This is a genomic window from Pseudaquabacterium terrae, from assembly GCF_013266755.1.
GTDB lineage: Bacteria > Pseudomonadota > Gammaproteobacteria > Burkholderiales > Burkholderiaceae_C > Pseudaquabacterium > Pseudaquabacterium terrae.
Map to the genome: position 1 here is coordinate 516,807 of NZ_JABRWJ010000005.1, position 14,719 is coordinate 531,525.

14 protein-coding genes are annotated in these 14,719 nt (G+C 70.4%); 6 read left to right on the forward strand and 8 right to left on the reverse strand.

Features of this window, described 5'->3' with window-relative positions:
* Nucleotides 1–10 precede the first annotated feature (10 nt).
* Together HLB44_RS18345 and HLB44_RS18350 are read left to right on the forward strand one after the other, a co-directional pair.
* Nucleotides 11–2,059, forward strand: coding sequence for a M3 family metallopeptidase (locus HLB44_RS18345; RefSeq protein WP_173125167.1), 2,049 nt, complete (start codon nt 11–13; stop codon nt 2,057–2,059).
* 94 nt (nt 2,060–2,153) lie between these two features.
* Nucleotides 2,154–2,759 (forward strand): glutaredoxin family protein, encoded by a 606-nt coding sequence (locus HLB44_RS18350; protein ID WP_173125169.1) that lies wholly within the window; start codon nt 2,154–2,156, stop codon nt 2,757–2,759.
* Nucleotides 2,760–2,811: 52 nt separating this feature from the next.
* Here the strand turns inward: HLB44_RS18350 and HLB44_RS18355 are convergent, their stop codons facing one another.
* From HLB44_RS18355 to HLB44_RS18365, 3 genes are read right to left on the reverse strand one after another with little or no spacing between them, the layout of a single operon-like run.
* Nucleotides 2,812–3,996 carry an MFS transporter gene (locus HLB44_RS18355; protein ID WP_173125171.1) on the reverse strand — a complete coding sequence of 395 codons (1,185 nt, stop codon included), beginning with the start codon at nt 3,994–3,996 and terminating at the stop codon, nt 2,812–2,814.
* A 22-nt stretch (nt 3,997–4,018) separates the two neighbouring features.
* Nucleotides 4,019–5,413, reverse strand: a complete 1,395-nt coding sequence (locus HLB44_RS18360; RefSeq protein WP_173125173.1) for a DNA recombination protein RmuC — start codon at nt 5,411–5,413, stop codon at nt 4,019–4,021.
* Nucleotides 5,410–6,336, reverse strand: coding sequence for a LysR family transcriptional regulator (locus HLB44_RS18365; RefSeq protein WP_173125175.1), 927 nt, complete (start codon nt 6,334–6,336; stop codon nt 5,410–5,412). Before HLB44_RS18365 ends, HLB44_RS18360 begins: the two co-directional genes overlap by 4 nt.
* A gap of 64 nt (nt 6,337–6,400) precedes the next feature.
* On the opposite strand from HLB44_RS18365, the gene HLB44_RS18370 reads away from it, so the two are divergent.
* Together HLB44_RS18370 and HLB44_RS18375 are read left to right on the forward strand one after the other, a co-directional pair.
* Nucleotides 6,401–7,606, forward strand: a complete 1,206-nt coding sequence (locus HLB44_RS18370) for a YbfB/YjiJ family MFS transporter (RefSeq protein WP_173125177.1) — start codon at nt 6,401–6,403, stop codon at nt 7,604–7,606.
* Nucleotides 7,572–8,183: a carboxymuconolactone decarboxylase family protein gene (locus tag HLB44_RS18375; RefSeq protein ID WP_173125179.1), complete on the forward strand. Its 612-nt coding sequence runs from the start codon at nt 7,572–7,574 to the stop codon at nt 8,181–8,183. Before HLB44_RS18370 ends, HLB44_RS18375 begins: the two co-directional genes overlap by 35 nt.
* Nucleotides 8,184–8,190: 7 nt before the next feature.
* Here HLB44_RS18375 and HLB44_RS18380 read toward each other — a convergent pair whose 3' ends face one another.
* The 4 genes from HLB44_RS18380 to HLB44_RS18395 are packed head-to-tail and all read right to left on the reverse strand — an operon-like array spanning nt 8,191 to nt 11,954.
* A complete protein-coding gene (locus HLB44_RS18380) occupies nt 8,191–9,186 on the reverse strand; it encodes a 2-hydroxyacid dehydrogenase (protein WP_173125181.1) in 996 nt (331 codons plus the stop codon).
* A gap of 1 nt (nt 9,187) precedes the next feature.
* A complete protein-coding gene (locus HLB44_RS18385; protein WP_217283712.1) occupies nt 9,188–10,543 on the reverse strand; it encodes a sodium:proton antiporter in 1,356 nt (451 codons plus the stop codon).
* Nucleotides 10,540–10,983 carry an acyl-CoA thioesterase gene (locus HLB44_RS18390; protein WP_173125593.1) on the reverse strand — a complete coding sequence of 148 codons (444 nt, stop codon included), beginning with the start codon at nt 10,981–10,983 and terminating at the stop codon, nt 10,540–10,542. Before HLB44_RS18390 ends, HLB44_RS18385 begins: the two co-directional genes overlap by 4 nt.
* Nucleotides 10,980–11,954, reverse strand: a complete 975-nt coding sequence (locus tag HLB44_RS18395; protein WP_173125183.1) for a histone deacetylase family protein — start codon at nt 11,952–11,954, stop codon at nt 10,980–10,982. The genes HLB44_RS18390 and HLB44_RS18395 overlap by 4 nt, the downstream gene beginning before the upstream one ends.
* A 170-nt stretch (nt 11,955–12,124) precedes the next feature.
* On the opposite strand from HLB44_RS18395, the gene phaP reads away from it, so the two are divergent.
* Nucleotides 12,125–12,694 (forward strand): TIGR01841 family phasin, encoded by a 570-nt coding sequence (gene phaP, locus HLB44_RS18400; RefSeq protein WP_173125185.1) that lies wholly within the window; start codon nt 12,125–12,127, stop codon nt 12,692–12,694.
* Between the two features lie 193 nt (nt 12,695–12,887).
* Here the strand turns inward: phaP and HLB44_RS18405 are convergent, their stop codons facing one another.
* Nucleotides 12,888–13,790 carry a patatin-like phospholipase family protein gene (locus tag HLB44_RS18405; RefSeq protein WP_173125187.1) on the reverse strand — a complete coding sequence of 301 codons (903 nt, stop codon included), beginning with the start codon at nt 13,788–13,790 and terminating at the stop codon, nt 12,888–12,890.
* A 158-nt stretch (nt 13,791–13,948) separates the two neighbouring features.
* Here HLB44_RS18405 and HLB44_RS18410 point away from each other — a divergent pair, with 158 nt between their 5' ends.
* Nucleotides 13,949–14,716 carry a sulfite exporter TauE/SafE family protein gene (locus HLB44_RS18410; protein WP_173125189.1) on the forward strand — a complete coding sequence of 256 codons (768 nt, stop codon included), beginning with the start codon at nt 13,949–13,951 and terminating at the stop codon, nt 14,714–14,716.
* The last annotated feature ends 3 nt before the right edge of the window (nt 14,717–14,719 follow it).

The window sequence follows — 14,719 nt, forward strand, 5'->3', positions numbered from 1 at the left end:
TCCAGTTGCCATGAACACCAACCCCCTGCTGCGCGCCGGCGACCTGCCCGCCTTCGCCGAGATCCGGCCCGAACACGTGACACCGGCCCTCGACGTGCTGCTGCCTGAAGCCGAAGCCGCGCTCGAACGCGCCGTCAGCGCCGACACCCCGGCCGACTACGACGCGCTGTCGACGGTGCTCGACGTGCCGCTGGAGCGCATGGGCCGCGCCTGGGGTGCCGTCGGCCACCTGAATGCCGTGGCCAACACGCCCGAGCTGCGTGCCGCGTACAACGAGAACCTCGGCCGCATCACCGAATTCCACACCAAGCTCGGCGCCGACGAGCGGCTGTACGCCAAGTACAAGTCGATCGTGCAGAGCCCGGCCGCGGCGGCCTTGAGCGCGCCGCGCCGGCGCGCGCTGGCCAACGCGATGCGCGACTTCATGCTGTCCGGCGCCGAGCTGCAGGGCACGGCGAAGGAGCGCTTCAAGGCCATCCAGGAAGCGCATGCCGAGAAGGCGCAGAAGTTCTCCGAGCACGTGCTCGACGCAACCGACGGCTACACGCTCACCGTGGGCGCCGAGCGCCTCGCCGGCGTGCCGGCCGACATCGTCGAGGCGACGCGCGAAGCCGCCCAGGCCGACGGCCAGCAAGGCCACAAGCTGACGCTGCACATGCCGGTGTGGATGCCGGTGATGCAGTACGCCGACGACCGTGCGTTGCGCGAGGAGCTGTACCGCGCCTATGTCACGCGGGCCAGCGAGTTCGGCGCCGCCGAGCGCGACAACTCGGCGCTGATGCGCGAGCTGATCACGCTGCGCCAGGAAGAAGCCGGGCTGCTCGGCTACGCGAGTTATGCCGAGCTGTCGCTGGTGCCGAAGATGGCCGAATCGCCGGCCCAGGTGCAGCAGTTCCTGCGTGAGCTGGCCGCCAAGGCCCGCCCCTATGCCGAGCGCGACCTGGCCGAGGTGCGCGCCTTTGCCGCCGAGCAGCTGAAGCTGCCCGACCTGCAGCCCTGGGACCTGGCCTATGCGTCGGAGAAGCTGAAGGAAGCGCGTTATGCCTTCAGCGAGCAGGAGGTCAAGCAGTACTTCACGGAGCCGCGCGTGCTCGAAGGCCTGTTCCGCATCGTCGAGACGCTGTTCGAGGTGCAGATCCGCCCGGACGAGGCGCAGGGCATCTGGCACGAGAGCGTGCGCTTCTACCGCATCGAGCGCAGCGCCGCCGGCACCTCCGAGCAGCCGCAGCTGGTCGGCCAGTTCTACCTCGACCCCTACGCCCGCACCGGCAAGCGCCCCGGCGCCTGGATGGACGACGTGCGCGGCCGCTGGGCGCGCCCCGAAGGCGTGCTGCAGACGCCGGTGGCGCAGCTGGTGTGCAACTTCGCCGCGCCGGTGGGTGACAAGCCCGCGCTGCTGACGCACGACGACGTCATCACGCTGTTCCACGAGTTCGGCCACGGCCTGCACCACATGCTGACGCAGGTCGATGACCTGGCGGTCGCCGGCATCGCCGGAGTCGAGTGGGACGCGGTCGAGCTGCCGAGCCAGTTCATGGAGAACTTCTGCTGGGAATGGGAGGTGTTGTCGCGCCTGACCGCCCATGTCGACACCGGCGAAGCGCTGCCTCGGGCGCTGTTCGAGCGCATGACCGCGGCGCGCAACTTCCAGAGCGGGCTGCAGACGCTGCGGCAGATCGAGTTCGCGCTGTTCGACATGCGTCTGCATGCCGAAGCCGGCGCGGCCGAGCACATCCAGGCGCTGATGGACGGGGTGCGGCGAGAAGTCGCGGTGCTGATCCCGCCGCCCTACAACCGCTTCCAGCACACCTTCTCGCACATCTTCGCTGGCGGCTACTCGGCCGGCTACTACAGCTACAAGTGGGCCGAGGTGCTGTCGGCCGACGCCTATGCCGCGTTCGAGGAATCGAGCGTGTTCGATGCCGAGACGGGGCGCCGCTACCGCCGCGAGATCCTCGAATCGGGCGGCAGCCGGCCGGCGATGGAGAGCTTCCGCGCCTTCCGCGGCCGCGAGCCGAAGATCGACGCGCTGCTGCGCCACCAGGGCATGGCGGGATGAGCGCCGCCCGGCCGTTCCGAAGGGGTGCACCAGTGACACGTCGGTCGCGCTCACCCGACTTGAGGCGCCCGGCGCACTGGGCTAGATTCGGCCAATGAAGCGTACGCTCACCTTCGGCGCGTTGATGGTCCTGGCCTGCATGCCGCTGCAAGCCCAATACAAGGTGGTCGGCCCCGATGGCCGCATCACCTACACCGACCGCCCGCCCCCCGCGCAGCAAGGCCAGGTCAGCGCGATGCGCCGCGACGGCAGCGTGGTGTCGACGCCGAGCTCGGCGCTGCCGCTGGAGCTGCGGCAGGTGGTCACCCGCTTCCCGGTCGTGCTGTACACGGCGCCGCAGTGCGAGCTCTGCGACACCGCGCGCCAGATGCTCAAGCAACGCGGCATTCCGCTGACCGAACGCCAGGTGCTGCGGCAGGACGACCTCGCCGTGGTCGAACGCGCGACCGGCAACCGCGGCATGCCGGCAGTGACCGTCGGCGGCCAGGCGCTGAACGGCTATTCGGCGATGCAGTGGAGCGCGCTGCTCGACCTGGCCGGGTACCCGCGCGAGTCGAAGCTGCCGAAGGACTACCAGGCCGCCGCGCCGGTGCCGATCACGCCGCGCGCGCCCGAGCAGCCGCCGGTTCCCGCCGTGCTGCCTCCGGCGCCGGCGCCCGCGGAGGCGCCGGAGCAACCGGCCTCGGGCATTCGCTTCTAGCCACCGGCCATCGTCGCGAGCCGCTCGCCGATGCGGCGCAGCGCCGCGTCAGTCAACTGGACCGCTCGGCTGTTGCAAAAGCCCGCGTGAGGCCTTTGGCCACCCAGCTGCCCGCGCCGACCGCGGCGCCCATGATCCAGAACATCACGCCCGGCCCGAGCACCGAGCCGGCGAGGCCGAAGGCCAGCGGCATCACGCTGCTCGAGAAATTGATCGCCATCGAGCGAAAGGCGATCGCCTCGCCGTGCCGGTGCTCGGGCGTCAGGTGGTGCAGCGTCGACATGATCATCGGCTGAACGGCGCCGAGCGTCAGCCCGAGCAGCGTCGCGCAGATGCCCATCATCCAGGCGGTCTTGGCGAACGGGTAGAGCGTGAAGACGATGCCGGTCAGCACCATCGCGAAGCGCAGCACCGTGACCTCGCGCAGCCGGTGCGCGAGCAGCGGAATGATGAAGCGCACCAGCGTCACCGCCAGCGTGAAGCTGCCGAGCACGATGCCGATCGTCGACGCGCTGTAGCCGCGGTCGAAGCCGAGCACCGGCACCGCGAAGCTGTGCACGTCCCAGCTCGCCGACAGCAGCCAGTTGACGAACAGCAGCCGCTTCAGTCCCGGTGTCGCCAGCAGGTCCCAGGCGCCGCCGCCATCGCCGGCCTCGCGCGCCGGCGCCTGGCGCGCGACCACCGGCACGCGGCGGGCAGTGATCAGCGACAGCAGCGGCAGCGCGAACAGCAGCGCATAGGCCGCCGCGAAGCCGCCAGCATCGATCATGAAGCCGGCCGCCACCGGCCCGACGACATTGGCCAGCGACGGCGCCATGCCGAGCCAGCTGAAGACGCGCATGCGCTCGGTCGAATCGCCCGCCAGGTGGCCGGCGGTGCGCTGGATCGCGATCAGGCCGACGTTGGTGCCGACGCCGCTGGCCGCCGCGCCGACGCACAGCAGCCCGAAGCGCCACCAGCCGTCGACGAAACAGGCAGCGAAGGCCAGCCCCGCGCCGAGCATCGTCCCGCCGACGGCAACGTGCAGCGGCCGGTGGTAGCCGTGCCGATCCGCCATGCGGCCGGCAGCCAGCGCGGTGACCACCGGCAGCGCGGCGAACAGCGCCAGCAGCACGCCGACCGCCCACGCGCTGTGGCCTTGCTGCAGCGCCTGCAGCGGCGCGGCCATGCGCTGGCCGGCCATTGCCGCATGCAGCGCGATCTGGCCGGCAATCAGCGCCGGCAGCACGCTGGCCATCGGTGGCCGCTCACCTGCGGTGTCAGGCAGAGGCGCCCCCTTCGATCTCCTCGCCCTCTTCCGGAATGCCCGGCAGCGCCTGCTGCGCATACGCATCGCCGACCGCCTCGACGCCGCGCAGCTGGCGCGCCATCGCGCGCGTGCGCACCTCCGCCGCCTCGATCGTATTGCCGGCTTCCTGCAGCTTCTTGCGGGTGCGCGCAAGCACCTCGCCGAACTTCGCGAATTCGGTCTTCACCGCACCGAGCACCTGCCAGACCTCGGCGCTGCGCCGTTCCAGCGCCAGCGTGCGAAAGCCCATCTGCAGGCTCGACAGCGTGGCCAGCAGTGTCGTCGGGCCGGCCAGCATGATGCGGTGCTCGCGCTGCAGGTGCTCGACCAGGCCGGGGCGCCGCAGCGCTTCGGCGTACAGGCTCTCGGTCGGCACGAAGAGGATCGCGAAGTCGGTGGTGTGCGGCGCGGCGAGGTACTTCTCGCGGATCGTGCGCGCCTCGAGCTTCAGGCGGGCCTCGATCGCGCGCGCGGCCAGTTCGACAGCGGGCGCATCGGCACGCTCCTGCGCATCGAGCAGGCGCTCGTAGTCCTCGCGCGGGAACTTGGCATCGATCGGCAGCCACACGGGCGGTCCGCCCTCCGCGCCATGGCGACCCGGCAGCCGGATCGCGAATTCCACCCGCGCGCCGCTGCCTGGCACCGTCTCGACATTGGCCGCGTACTGCTCGGGCGTGAACACCTGCTCCAGCAGGCCGGCGAGCTGCACCTCGCCGAAGATGCCGCGCGTCTTCACGTTGGTCAGCACGCGGTTCAGCGAACCGACGTCGCGCGCCAGCGCCTGCATTTCACCCAAGCCGCGGTGCACCTGTTCGAGCCGTTCGGCAACCTGCTTGAAGCTCTCGCCGAGGCGCTGCTCCAGCGTCGCGTGCAACTTCTCGTCGACCGTCGCGCGCATCTGCTCGAGCTTCTTCTCGTTGCCTTCCTGCAGCGCCGCGAGCCGGCCTTCGACCGCCTGGCGCACCTCGCCCAGCCGGCGCTCGTTGGCCTCGGTCAAGACGCGGAACTGCTCGGTCAGCTGCGCGGCCACCGCCTGCAGCGATTGCCCCACCGCATGCTGCAGCACCGCCAGCTGGCTGCGGAAGGCATCGATCTGCTCGTTCTGCGTGCGGGCGATGTCGCCGCTGTGCGCCAGCAGCGTCTGCTGCAGCAGCGCGAGTGAGGCAGCAAGCTCCTGGCGTGTCGCGCGGGCGCCGTCCTGCAGCTCGGCACGCAGCGCGCGCTGGTGCTCCTCGTCGCGGGCCCGCTGCTCGCGCTGCCGCTCGTCCGCCTGCGCTTGTCGGGTCTTGTCGTCGGGCCGCAGCAGCAGCCACAGCAGCATCAATCCATTGAGTGCCAGCAGCGCCGGCACGATCCATTCCGTCATGCAGGCATTGTCTCAGGTGACTTTGCGCGCCGGCCCGGCACGGCCGCGCGCGACGCCGGCGGCAAGGCATCGAGCAGCGTGATCAGCCGCTGCAGCGCCGGCGACGGCTCGCCGCGCCAGACCAGGTGCGTGCGGTTGCGGCGCACACGCTCAGGCAGCGCATGCTCGGCCACATCGACCGAGGCGCGCAAGGTCAGCAGCACCGAGCGCGGCACGATGGCGCAGCCGGTGCCGGCGGCAACGCAGGCGATGATCGCCGGGTAGCTGGCGAACTCCAGCACCCGCTCCGGCAGCACGTTGGCCTGGCCGAACCAGTCCTCCAGCCGCTTGCGGTACGAGCAGCCTTGCGAGAACGCGAGGATGGTGCTGCGGCCGAGGTCGGCGGCGCGCTGCACCGGCAGGTGGCCGCGCGCAGTGATCAGCACCAGCTCCTCCTCGAAGACAGGGATCGAGGCCAGACCCGGCGCGGTGAAGGGCTCGCTGACGAACGCGGCTTCGAGGCGGTAGTCGATCACCTTCTGCAGCAGCGCGGCGGTGTTGCCGGTACCGAGCTCGATCACCACCGCCGGATGCAGCCGGTGATAGCGCGCGAGGATCGCCGGCAGCCGGCTGCCCGCGGTGCTCTCCAGCGAGCCGAGGCGGAACGGCCCGCGCGCCGGCCCGTCGCGCAGAGCGCTCTCGGCCTCGTCGGCCAGCCGCAGCAATTGCTCGGCATGCACCAGCAGGCTGTCGCCCTCGGCCGACAGCACCAGCGAGCGGCCCTGGCGCCGGAACAGCGCGACGCCCAGGCGCTCTTCGAGCTGCTTGATGCGCGTCGTGACATTGCTCTGCACACGATTGAGCCGCGCCGCCGCGCGGATCACGCCGCCCTCGCGCGCGACGGTGCGAAAAATCTCCAGCGAGTCCAGGTCGAGCATTCTCATGGCGAGAATGATAGTTCTCGATTATTCATTTGTGCAGCGGATGCGAAGCGGCTCCAATGCGGCCATGGACGAGCGAGCGACACCCGCTGACGACACCTGGCGCATCTGCCTCGCCGGCGCGCTGGCGCTGGCGGTGGCGATGGGCATCGGCCGCTTCGGATTCACGCCGCTGCTGCCGCTGATGCAGCGCGAGGGCCTGGTGAATGCCGACGGCGGCGCGGCGCTGGCCGCGGTGAACTACGCCGGCTACCTGCTCGGTGCGCTGAGTGCCGCAGCGCTCACCGGCCGGCCGCGGCGGCTGGTGCTCGGCGGCCTGCTGGCGACCGCGGCGCTGACCGCCGGCGCCGGTGCCGTGTCGGGTCTCGCGCCGTGGTTGCTGCTGCGCGGGCTCGCCGGCGTGCTCAGCGCCTGGGTGATGGTCGGCGTCAGCAGCTGGGCGCTCGGCGAGCTGGCGCGGCGCGGCCGGGCCGAGGCCGGCGGCGTGGTGTTCGCGGGCGTCGGCGTCGGCATCGCCGCGGCCGGCGCGCTGGCCTGGTGGCGTGCCGGTGACGGCGCTGCAGCCTTGTGGTGGCAGTTGGGGCTGCTGGCGCTGGCGGCGACGGCCGTCATCGCGCTGTGCTGGCGGCCGTCGCGTGCGGCGTCGCCGATTACGGCCGCACCCCCGGCGACCCGCGCGCCGCTGCCGCGCGGCAGCACCGGGCTGATCGTCTGTTATGCCTGCTTCGGCTTCGGCTACATCCTGCCGGCCACTTACCTGCCGGCGCTGGCGCGCGCGCTGGTCGACGATCCGCAGCGCTTCGGCATCGCCTGGCCGGTGTTCGGTATCGCGGCGGCGATCTCAACCCTGCTCGCCGCGCGGGCGCTGCGGCGCTGGCGCCAGCTCGACGTCTGGGCCGCCTGCCACCTGCTGCTGGCGGTCGGCACGGTGGCGCCGTTGCTGGGTCGCTCTGTTTGGATGATAGGTTTTGCAGCGCTGTGCGTCGGCGGCTCGTTCATGGTCGCGACGATGGCCGGGCTGCAGCAGGCGCGGCGCCTGGCCCCCGCCCATCCAGCCCCGCTGCTCGGCCGCATGACGGCTGCCTTCGCGCTCGGCCAGATCGCAGGGCCCCTGGTTGCGCTTGCCTGGTCGCGCGCACCGCTGCCCGGGCTCACCGGCATCGAATCGACGCTCGCGCTGGCCGCGCTGCTGCTGTGCGCCAGCGCAGCCTGGCTGCACTACCGACAGGAGAACCCGCATGTCCAATCAGAAGCCCTCGCCGCGTCCCGTTGAACAAGGCCGCGGCGGCGAACGCCTGCCGCTGCCGCCGCTCGATGCGCTGGATGCCGAGCAGCGCGCCGCGGCGCAGGTGCTGATCGACGGCCCGCGCAAGGCAGTCTATGGTCCCTTCGTGCCGTTGCTGCGCACGCCGGTGCTGCTCGATCGCGTCGCGCAGCTCGGCGAGGCGCTGCGTTTCGGCGGGCGGCTCGACGCGCGTGTGCGCGAGCTGGTGATCTGCGTCGCCGCGCGCGCGGTCGGCAACCAGTTCGAATGGGTGATGCACCAGCCGCTGGCGCGCGCTGCCGGCATCGATGCGGGCGCGCTCGAAGCGATCCGCGTCGGCGCGCGTGCCGAGGGATTGATGGCCGACGAGCAGGCGGCCGTCGACTTCGCGACCGAGCTGCTACAGCACGACGGCGTCGCCGACGCCAGTTACGCGCGCGCGCTCGCCGCTTTCGGCGAGCCCGGCGTCGTCGAGCTGGCGACGCTGATCGGCTACTTCGTGATGGTGTCGTGGGTGATGAACGTCGCCCGCACGCCGTCGCGACCGACGGCCGACGTCGCGCCGCTGCCGGCGTGGCCGCTCTGAATCTGCGCTAGGTCTTCTGCAGCACCTCGGGGTTCAACGCCGTCGGCGGCCGCCCGGCGTTCCGCCCGTTGCCGAGCGCGGCGATCAGGTTGTCGGCCGCCAGGTCGGCCATCGCCCGCCGCGTCGGCAGGCTGGCGCTGGCGATGTGCGGCGTCAGCACGACGTTGGGCACGGTCAGCAGGTCCGGATGCAGCGCAGGCTCACCTTCGAAGACATCGAGCCCGGCCGCCGCGATGCGCCGCTCGCGCAGCGCCTGCGCCAGCGCCGCGTCGTCGACGACGCCGCCGCGCGCGACATTGGTCAGCGTCGCGCCCGGCTTCATCAAGGCGAGCTCCGCCGCGCCGATCAGGTGGTGCGACTCGGCGCTGTACGGCACGACGATCACCAGGTGATCCGCTTCGCGCAACAGCGTCGGCTTGTCGACCCAGCGCGCGCCGAGCTGCTGCTCGACGCCCGCATCGAGCCGCGAACGGTTGTGATAGATCACCGGCATGCCGAAGCCGAGCGCGCCGCGGCGCGCGATCGCCTGGCCGATGCGGCCCATGCCGAGCACGCCAAGCGTCGCGCGATGCACGTCGGCGCCGGCGAAGAGGTCGTAGCGCCACTCCGTCCACTGTCCGGCGCGCAGGAAGTGTTCACTCTCGGCGATGCGTCGCGCCGTGGCCATCATCAGCGCGAAGCCGAAGTCGGCCGTCGTCTCGGTCAGCACGCCCGGCGCGTTGCTGACCAGCACGCGGCGCGCGGTGCAGGCGGCGAGGTCGATGTTGTTGAAGCCGACCGCCATGCTGCAGACGGCGCGCAGGTCGGGGCAGGCGTCGAGCAGCGCCGCGTCGATGCGCGGCGTGCCGGCGACGAAGATACCGGCCTTGCCTTGTAGACGCGCGACCAGCTCGTCGCGCTCGGTGATCGCGCTCTCACCGCACGCTTCGACATCGAAGTGCTCACGCAAGCGCTCGAGCACCGCGTCGAACACCGGAATCGCGACCAGGATCTTGGCTTGCATCTCAACGCATCCAGATGAAGGTGATGAGGACGAACAGCGGCAGCAGGATGCCGCCCGACCACAGCAGGTAGCCGAAGAAGCTCGGCATGCGGATGCCGCGATCTTCGGCGATCGCCTTGACCATGAAGTTGGGCGCGTTGCCGATGTAGCTGTTCGCGCCCATGAACACCGAGCCGGCCGAGATCGCCGCCAGCGTCGTCGCCAGCGGCCCCATCAGCATCTGCGGATCGCCGCCGGCGAGGTTGAAGAACACCAGGTAGGTCGGCGCGTTGTCGAGGAAGGACGACAGCAGGCCGCTGAACCAGAAGTAGGCCCACGGCAGCGGCTGGCCGTCGGCACCGGTCACCGCGCGAGTCACCGCCGCGAAGGCGCCGGCCTCACCGGCCTTCAGCATCGCCAGCACCGGCAGCATCGTGACGAAGATGCCGATGAAGAGCTTGGCCACCTCCTGCATCGGCGCCCAGCTGAACTGGTTCGCTTCGTGCACCGCCGCCGGCGTGATCTTCAGCGACACGAAGATCACGACGATCAGCAGGCCGTCGCGCACGATCTGCTGCAGTTCGACCTCGGTGCCCCAGACCATGAAGTTGATGCCCGGCTTCCAGACGCCGCTGATCAGCACCAGCGCCATGATCGCCGCCAGCGGCAGCAGGTTGACGGCGCCGTCGAGGCCGAAGCGCGGCGAGTCCGGCGTCGGGTCCTCGGGCAACACGCCTTCGCGCCGGTACCAGTAGCTGTCGACCACGTAGAAGATCGCCAGCAGCGCACCGACCAGGAACAGCGTCTCGGGGAGGATGTGCTTCAGCGTCCAGAAGAAGTCCACGCCCTTCAGGAAACCGAGGAACAGTGGCGGATCGCCGAGCGGCGTCAACGCGCCGCCGGCATTGCTGACGATGAAGATGAAGAACACCACCACGTGCGCGACATGCTTGCGGTTGTCGTTGGCTCGGATCAGCGGGCGGATCAGCAGCATCGACGCGCCGGTGGTGCCCATCAGGCTCGCCAGCACCGCGCCGATCGCCATCAGCGCGGTGTTCAGGCCCGGGCTGCCGTGCAGGTTGCCGCGCACGTAGATGCCGCCGGAGGCCGTGAACAGCGCGACCAGCAGGATGATGAACGGCAGGTACTCGGCGAGCAGCGTGTGCAGCAGCGCCTGGGCCGTGGTCGCCGCGCCGAACGTGAAGGCGAACGGCAGCGCGAAGGCCAGCGTCCACGCGGCCATGACCTTGCCTTGATGGTGATGCCAGACCTGCGGCGCCAGCAGCGGCAGCACCGCGATCGACAGCAGCGTGCCGGCGAACGGCAGACCCCATGCGGCGCCGAGCGCCGACCCGTCGACGGCGAAGGCCGCGCTCAAGCAGCGACCTGCAGCGGCCGCAAGGCCTGCTTCAGAACTTCGGGCAATGGCACCGGCCGGCGCGTCGCACGATCGACGTAGACGTGCACGAAATGGCCGAGCGCGGCGGCGAGCGGCTCGCCCGGCGCGAACAGCCCGATCTCGTAGCGCACGCTGGAGTTGCCGAGTTGCGCAACGCGCAGCCCCGCCTCGACGTCCTGCGGGAACGACAGCGGCGCGAAGTAGTTGCAGTGCGTCTCGACCACCAGGCCGATCACCGCGCCGCCGTGGATGTCCAGCGCCCCGGCCTCGATCAGGTAGCGGTTCACGACGCTGTCGAAGTAGCTGTAGTACTGGACGTTGTTGACATGGCCGTAGAGGTCGTTGTCCATCCAGCGCGTGGTGATGCGGGCGTGGTGGCGAAAGGCCTCGCGCGGTTCGGGCTTTGGACGGGTGCTCATCGGGCCGATTGTTGCCATGCGCCGGCCCGCGCGCTGTCGCCCGCTTGGCAATCGCGCCACGCGGCCTGCGCCAGGCGCACCGTTTCCAGCTGCGCCGCAACGGTCACCGCGATGTCGCGGCCATAACCGCCGGCCATCGTCACCGCCACCGGCACGCGCTGTCGGCCGAGCAGCGCGAAGACGCGGCGGTCGCGCTCGGCCAGGCCGGCAAGGCTCAGCTTCAGCCGGCCGAGCCGGTCGTCCTCGTGCGGATCGGCGCCGGCCAGGTAGAAGGCCAGCCCCGGTGGGCCGGTGAGCTGCTGCCGCTGCCAGGCCTCGTCGAGGGCGCGGTCCAGCGCTTGCAGGTACTGATCGTCGCGGCAGCCGTCGGGCAGCTCGACGTCGAGATCGCTCGCCTCCTTGCGGAACGGAAAGTTCTTCGCGCCGTGCAGCGACAGCGTGAACACCGTCGGGTCGTCGCGAAAGATCGCCGCGCTGCCGTTGCCCTGGTGCACGTCGAGGTCGATGACCCAGACCCGCAGCATGCGGCGCTGCCGGCGGTGCACTTCGGCCTGCATCAGCCGCGCGGCGACGGCGACGTCGTTGAAGACGCAGTAGCCGCCGCCCTTGTCGGCGGTCGCATGGTGGGTACCGCCGCCGAGTTGCGCCGCAACGCCCTCGGCCAGCGCGGCGCGGGCGGCGGCGATCGTCGCGCCGACCGACCGCAGCGAGCGCTCGACCATGCGCTCGGACCACGGGAAGCCGATCTCCCGCTGCATCGCCGCCGGCAAGGTGCCGCCGAGCACCGCGCCGATGTAGTCCGGCGTGTGAGCGAGCGCCAACTCGCCTTCGCTGGCCGGTTCGGCCTCGGCCAGGCGCAGGCCGGGAAGCTCGGCCTGCACGCGCTCCCGCAGCAGCCGGTACTTCGGCATCGGGAACGAGTGGCCGGCCGGGAGCGACAGGGCGAAACGGTCGTTGCTGAAGACTTGCATCGTGTGTGACTGCATTGTGGCGAGCGGGCTCGCCTAGGCTCTTATCCCTAGATTGCTGCAGCGCAACAAAAACCGCTTGCAATCCGTTCGTCGCTGCCTATACTTCGGTCCATGTTGCAGTGCAACATCGGAATTAAGAGATCCATCCCCCTTTCCAACGGAGCCCGCACATGTCTTTCCTGACCCCTGAACAATTCGCCGCCGCCAACAAGGCCAACATCGAGACCCTGTTCGGTCTGACCAACAAGGCCTTCGAAGGCGTCGAGAAGCTGGTCGAGCTGAACCTGCAAGTCGCCAAGGCCGCCCTGGGCGAAGCCGCCGAGAACACCATGGCCGTGCTGGCCGTCAAGGACGCGCAAGAGCTGCTGGCCCTGCAAGCCAGCCTGCTGCAGCCGTCGGCCGAGAAGGCCGCCGCTTACAGCCGCCACCTGTACGACATCGCCACCGCGACGAACACCGAAGTCACCAAGACCGCTGAAGCGCAATTCGGCGAGCTGCAGAAGAAGTTCATGTCGGCCGTCGACTCTGCCGTCAAGAACGCCCCGGCCGGCACCGAGAACGCCGTGACGCTGGTCAAGTCGGCCATCACCGCCGCCAACAACGCCTACGAAACCGTCAACAAGGCTGCCAAGCAGGCCGCCGACATCGCCGAAGCCAACTTCAACGCCGTGACGACCACCGCGGTGAAGGCTTCGCAAGCCGCTGCCAAGAGCAACGCCACCAAGCGCGCTGCTGCCTGATGTCCCGAAGCGGGTCGGCACGGCCACGGCGGAACCAATCCGCCGACCCGGGCGTCAGACCAGCGGCCGTGGCGCTCGCGCTGCGGTCAGGGTGAAAGGTTGTCTCCTCGGTACCTCTCGAAACCCCCTTTCAAGGTACCTTCAACCCGCAAGCTTCGGCTTGCGGGTTTTTTCTTTTCCGGCGACCGCTTCTTCAGTGGCTGCCGAAGGCCGCGATGCGCTGGCGCAGTGGTGCGAGGCTCGCGAGCGCGGCTTCGCGGCCGGCATCGATCGTCTGCTTGCGCACCGTGAAGTCCGCGCCGGAGAAACCGCGCAGCTTCGGCCGCAACACGACCTCGGCCTCCTTCAGCTCGAAGCGATTGATGCTGCGGCCCATGATCGCGAAGGTCTGCAGCAGCAGCCGCATCATGTCGCCGGTCGGGTTGCCGTCGGGCGCCGTCGAGATGTCGACCGCGATCACCAGCTCGGCGCCCATCTGCTTGGCGAAGCGCACCGGCACCGGCGAGACCAGCCCACCATCGACGTACTCGCGCGCACCGATCTTCACCGGCTGGAACACCGCCGGCACCGCGCTCGAGGCCCGCACCGCGACGCCCGGATCGCCGCGCTGGAACAGCACCGCCTCGCCACTGTCGAGGTCGGTCGCGACGATCCCCAGCGCCAGCGGCAGCTGCTCGATGTTCTTGCCCGCCGTCTGCTCGCGCACGTAGCGCGCCAGCGCCTCGCCGCGGATCAGCCCGCGGCCGGGGAAGGACCAGTCGGTGATCGCCGATTCGTCCATCGCCAGCGCGATGCGCGCCAGCTCGGCGCCGGACTTGCCGGCGGCGTACATCGCGGCGACCAAGCTGCCGGCCGACGTGCCCACCACCAGGTCCGGCCGGATGCCGGACTCCTCCAGCACCTGGATCACGCCGATGTGGGCGAAGCCCCGCGCCGCGCCACCGCCCAGCGCCAGGCCGATGCGCGGCAGGCGCGGCGCGGGTGCCGGCTCCGGCGCTGCCGGAGCGGGCGCCGGCGCCACCGGGCGCGGCGGGGTCTGGCAGGCGCCCAGGGCCATCAGCCCGAGCAGGCCCAGGCAGGTGTCACGACGGTTCATGGCGCGATTCTAGGAAACGACGGACACTCCCCGACCGTTCTAAATGCCTCAGAAGAATTTGTAGAGAACTTATATGTAGTTCTCATCTATATGCGGGTTTACTAGAGTCCGGCTCCAGCAGCGGCTCCCTTTGCCGCTGCCCCTCTTTCAGGATCTCCATGGATTGGTTGGCCATCGCGAGTGGATTCGGCATCGGCGCCATCGTCGGCATGACGGGCGTCGGCGGCGGCTCGCTGATGACGCCGCTGCTGATCAGCGTGTTCAAGCTGCACCCGGCGGTGGCCATCGGCACCGACCTGTGGTTCGCCGCGATCACCAAGTCCGGCGGCTCGTGGGCGCATCACCGCCATGGCCACGTCGACTACCGCATCACCGGCCTGCTGCTGCTCGGCAGCATCCCGGCCGCGCTGGCGACGATCGGCATGATGCACCTCACCGGCGTCACCAAGGGCTGGGCCAGCGCGCTGACGCTGGCGCTCGGCATCGCGCTGCTGCTGACGGCCGTCACCGTCGCCTACAAGAAGGCCTGGCAGGCCGTCGGGCTGCGCCTGGAGCGCTGGCTGCCCGAGAGCCGCAAGCGCGGCCTCACGGTCGCCGCCGGCGCGCTGCTCGGCGTGCTGGTGTCGCTGAGCTCGATCGGCGCCGGCGCCGTCGGCGCCACGCTGATCCTGCTGCTGTACCCGCGCCTGCCGGCGCCGCGCCTGGTCGGCACCGACATCGCCCACGCGGTGCCGCTGACGCTCGTGGCCGGCATCGGCCACGCCACCCTGGGCCACGTCGAGTGGGGCCTGCTCGGCGCCCTCTTGATCGGCTCGCTGCCGGGCATCTGGCTCGGCGCCCACCTGACGAAGGCGATGCCCGAGCGGCTGGTGCGCGCACTGCTGTGCGTGGCGCTGGTCGGCGCCGGCATCAAGGTCATCCACTGACCT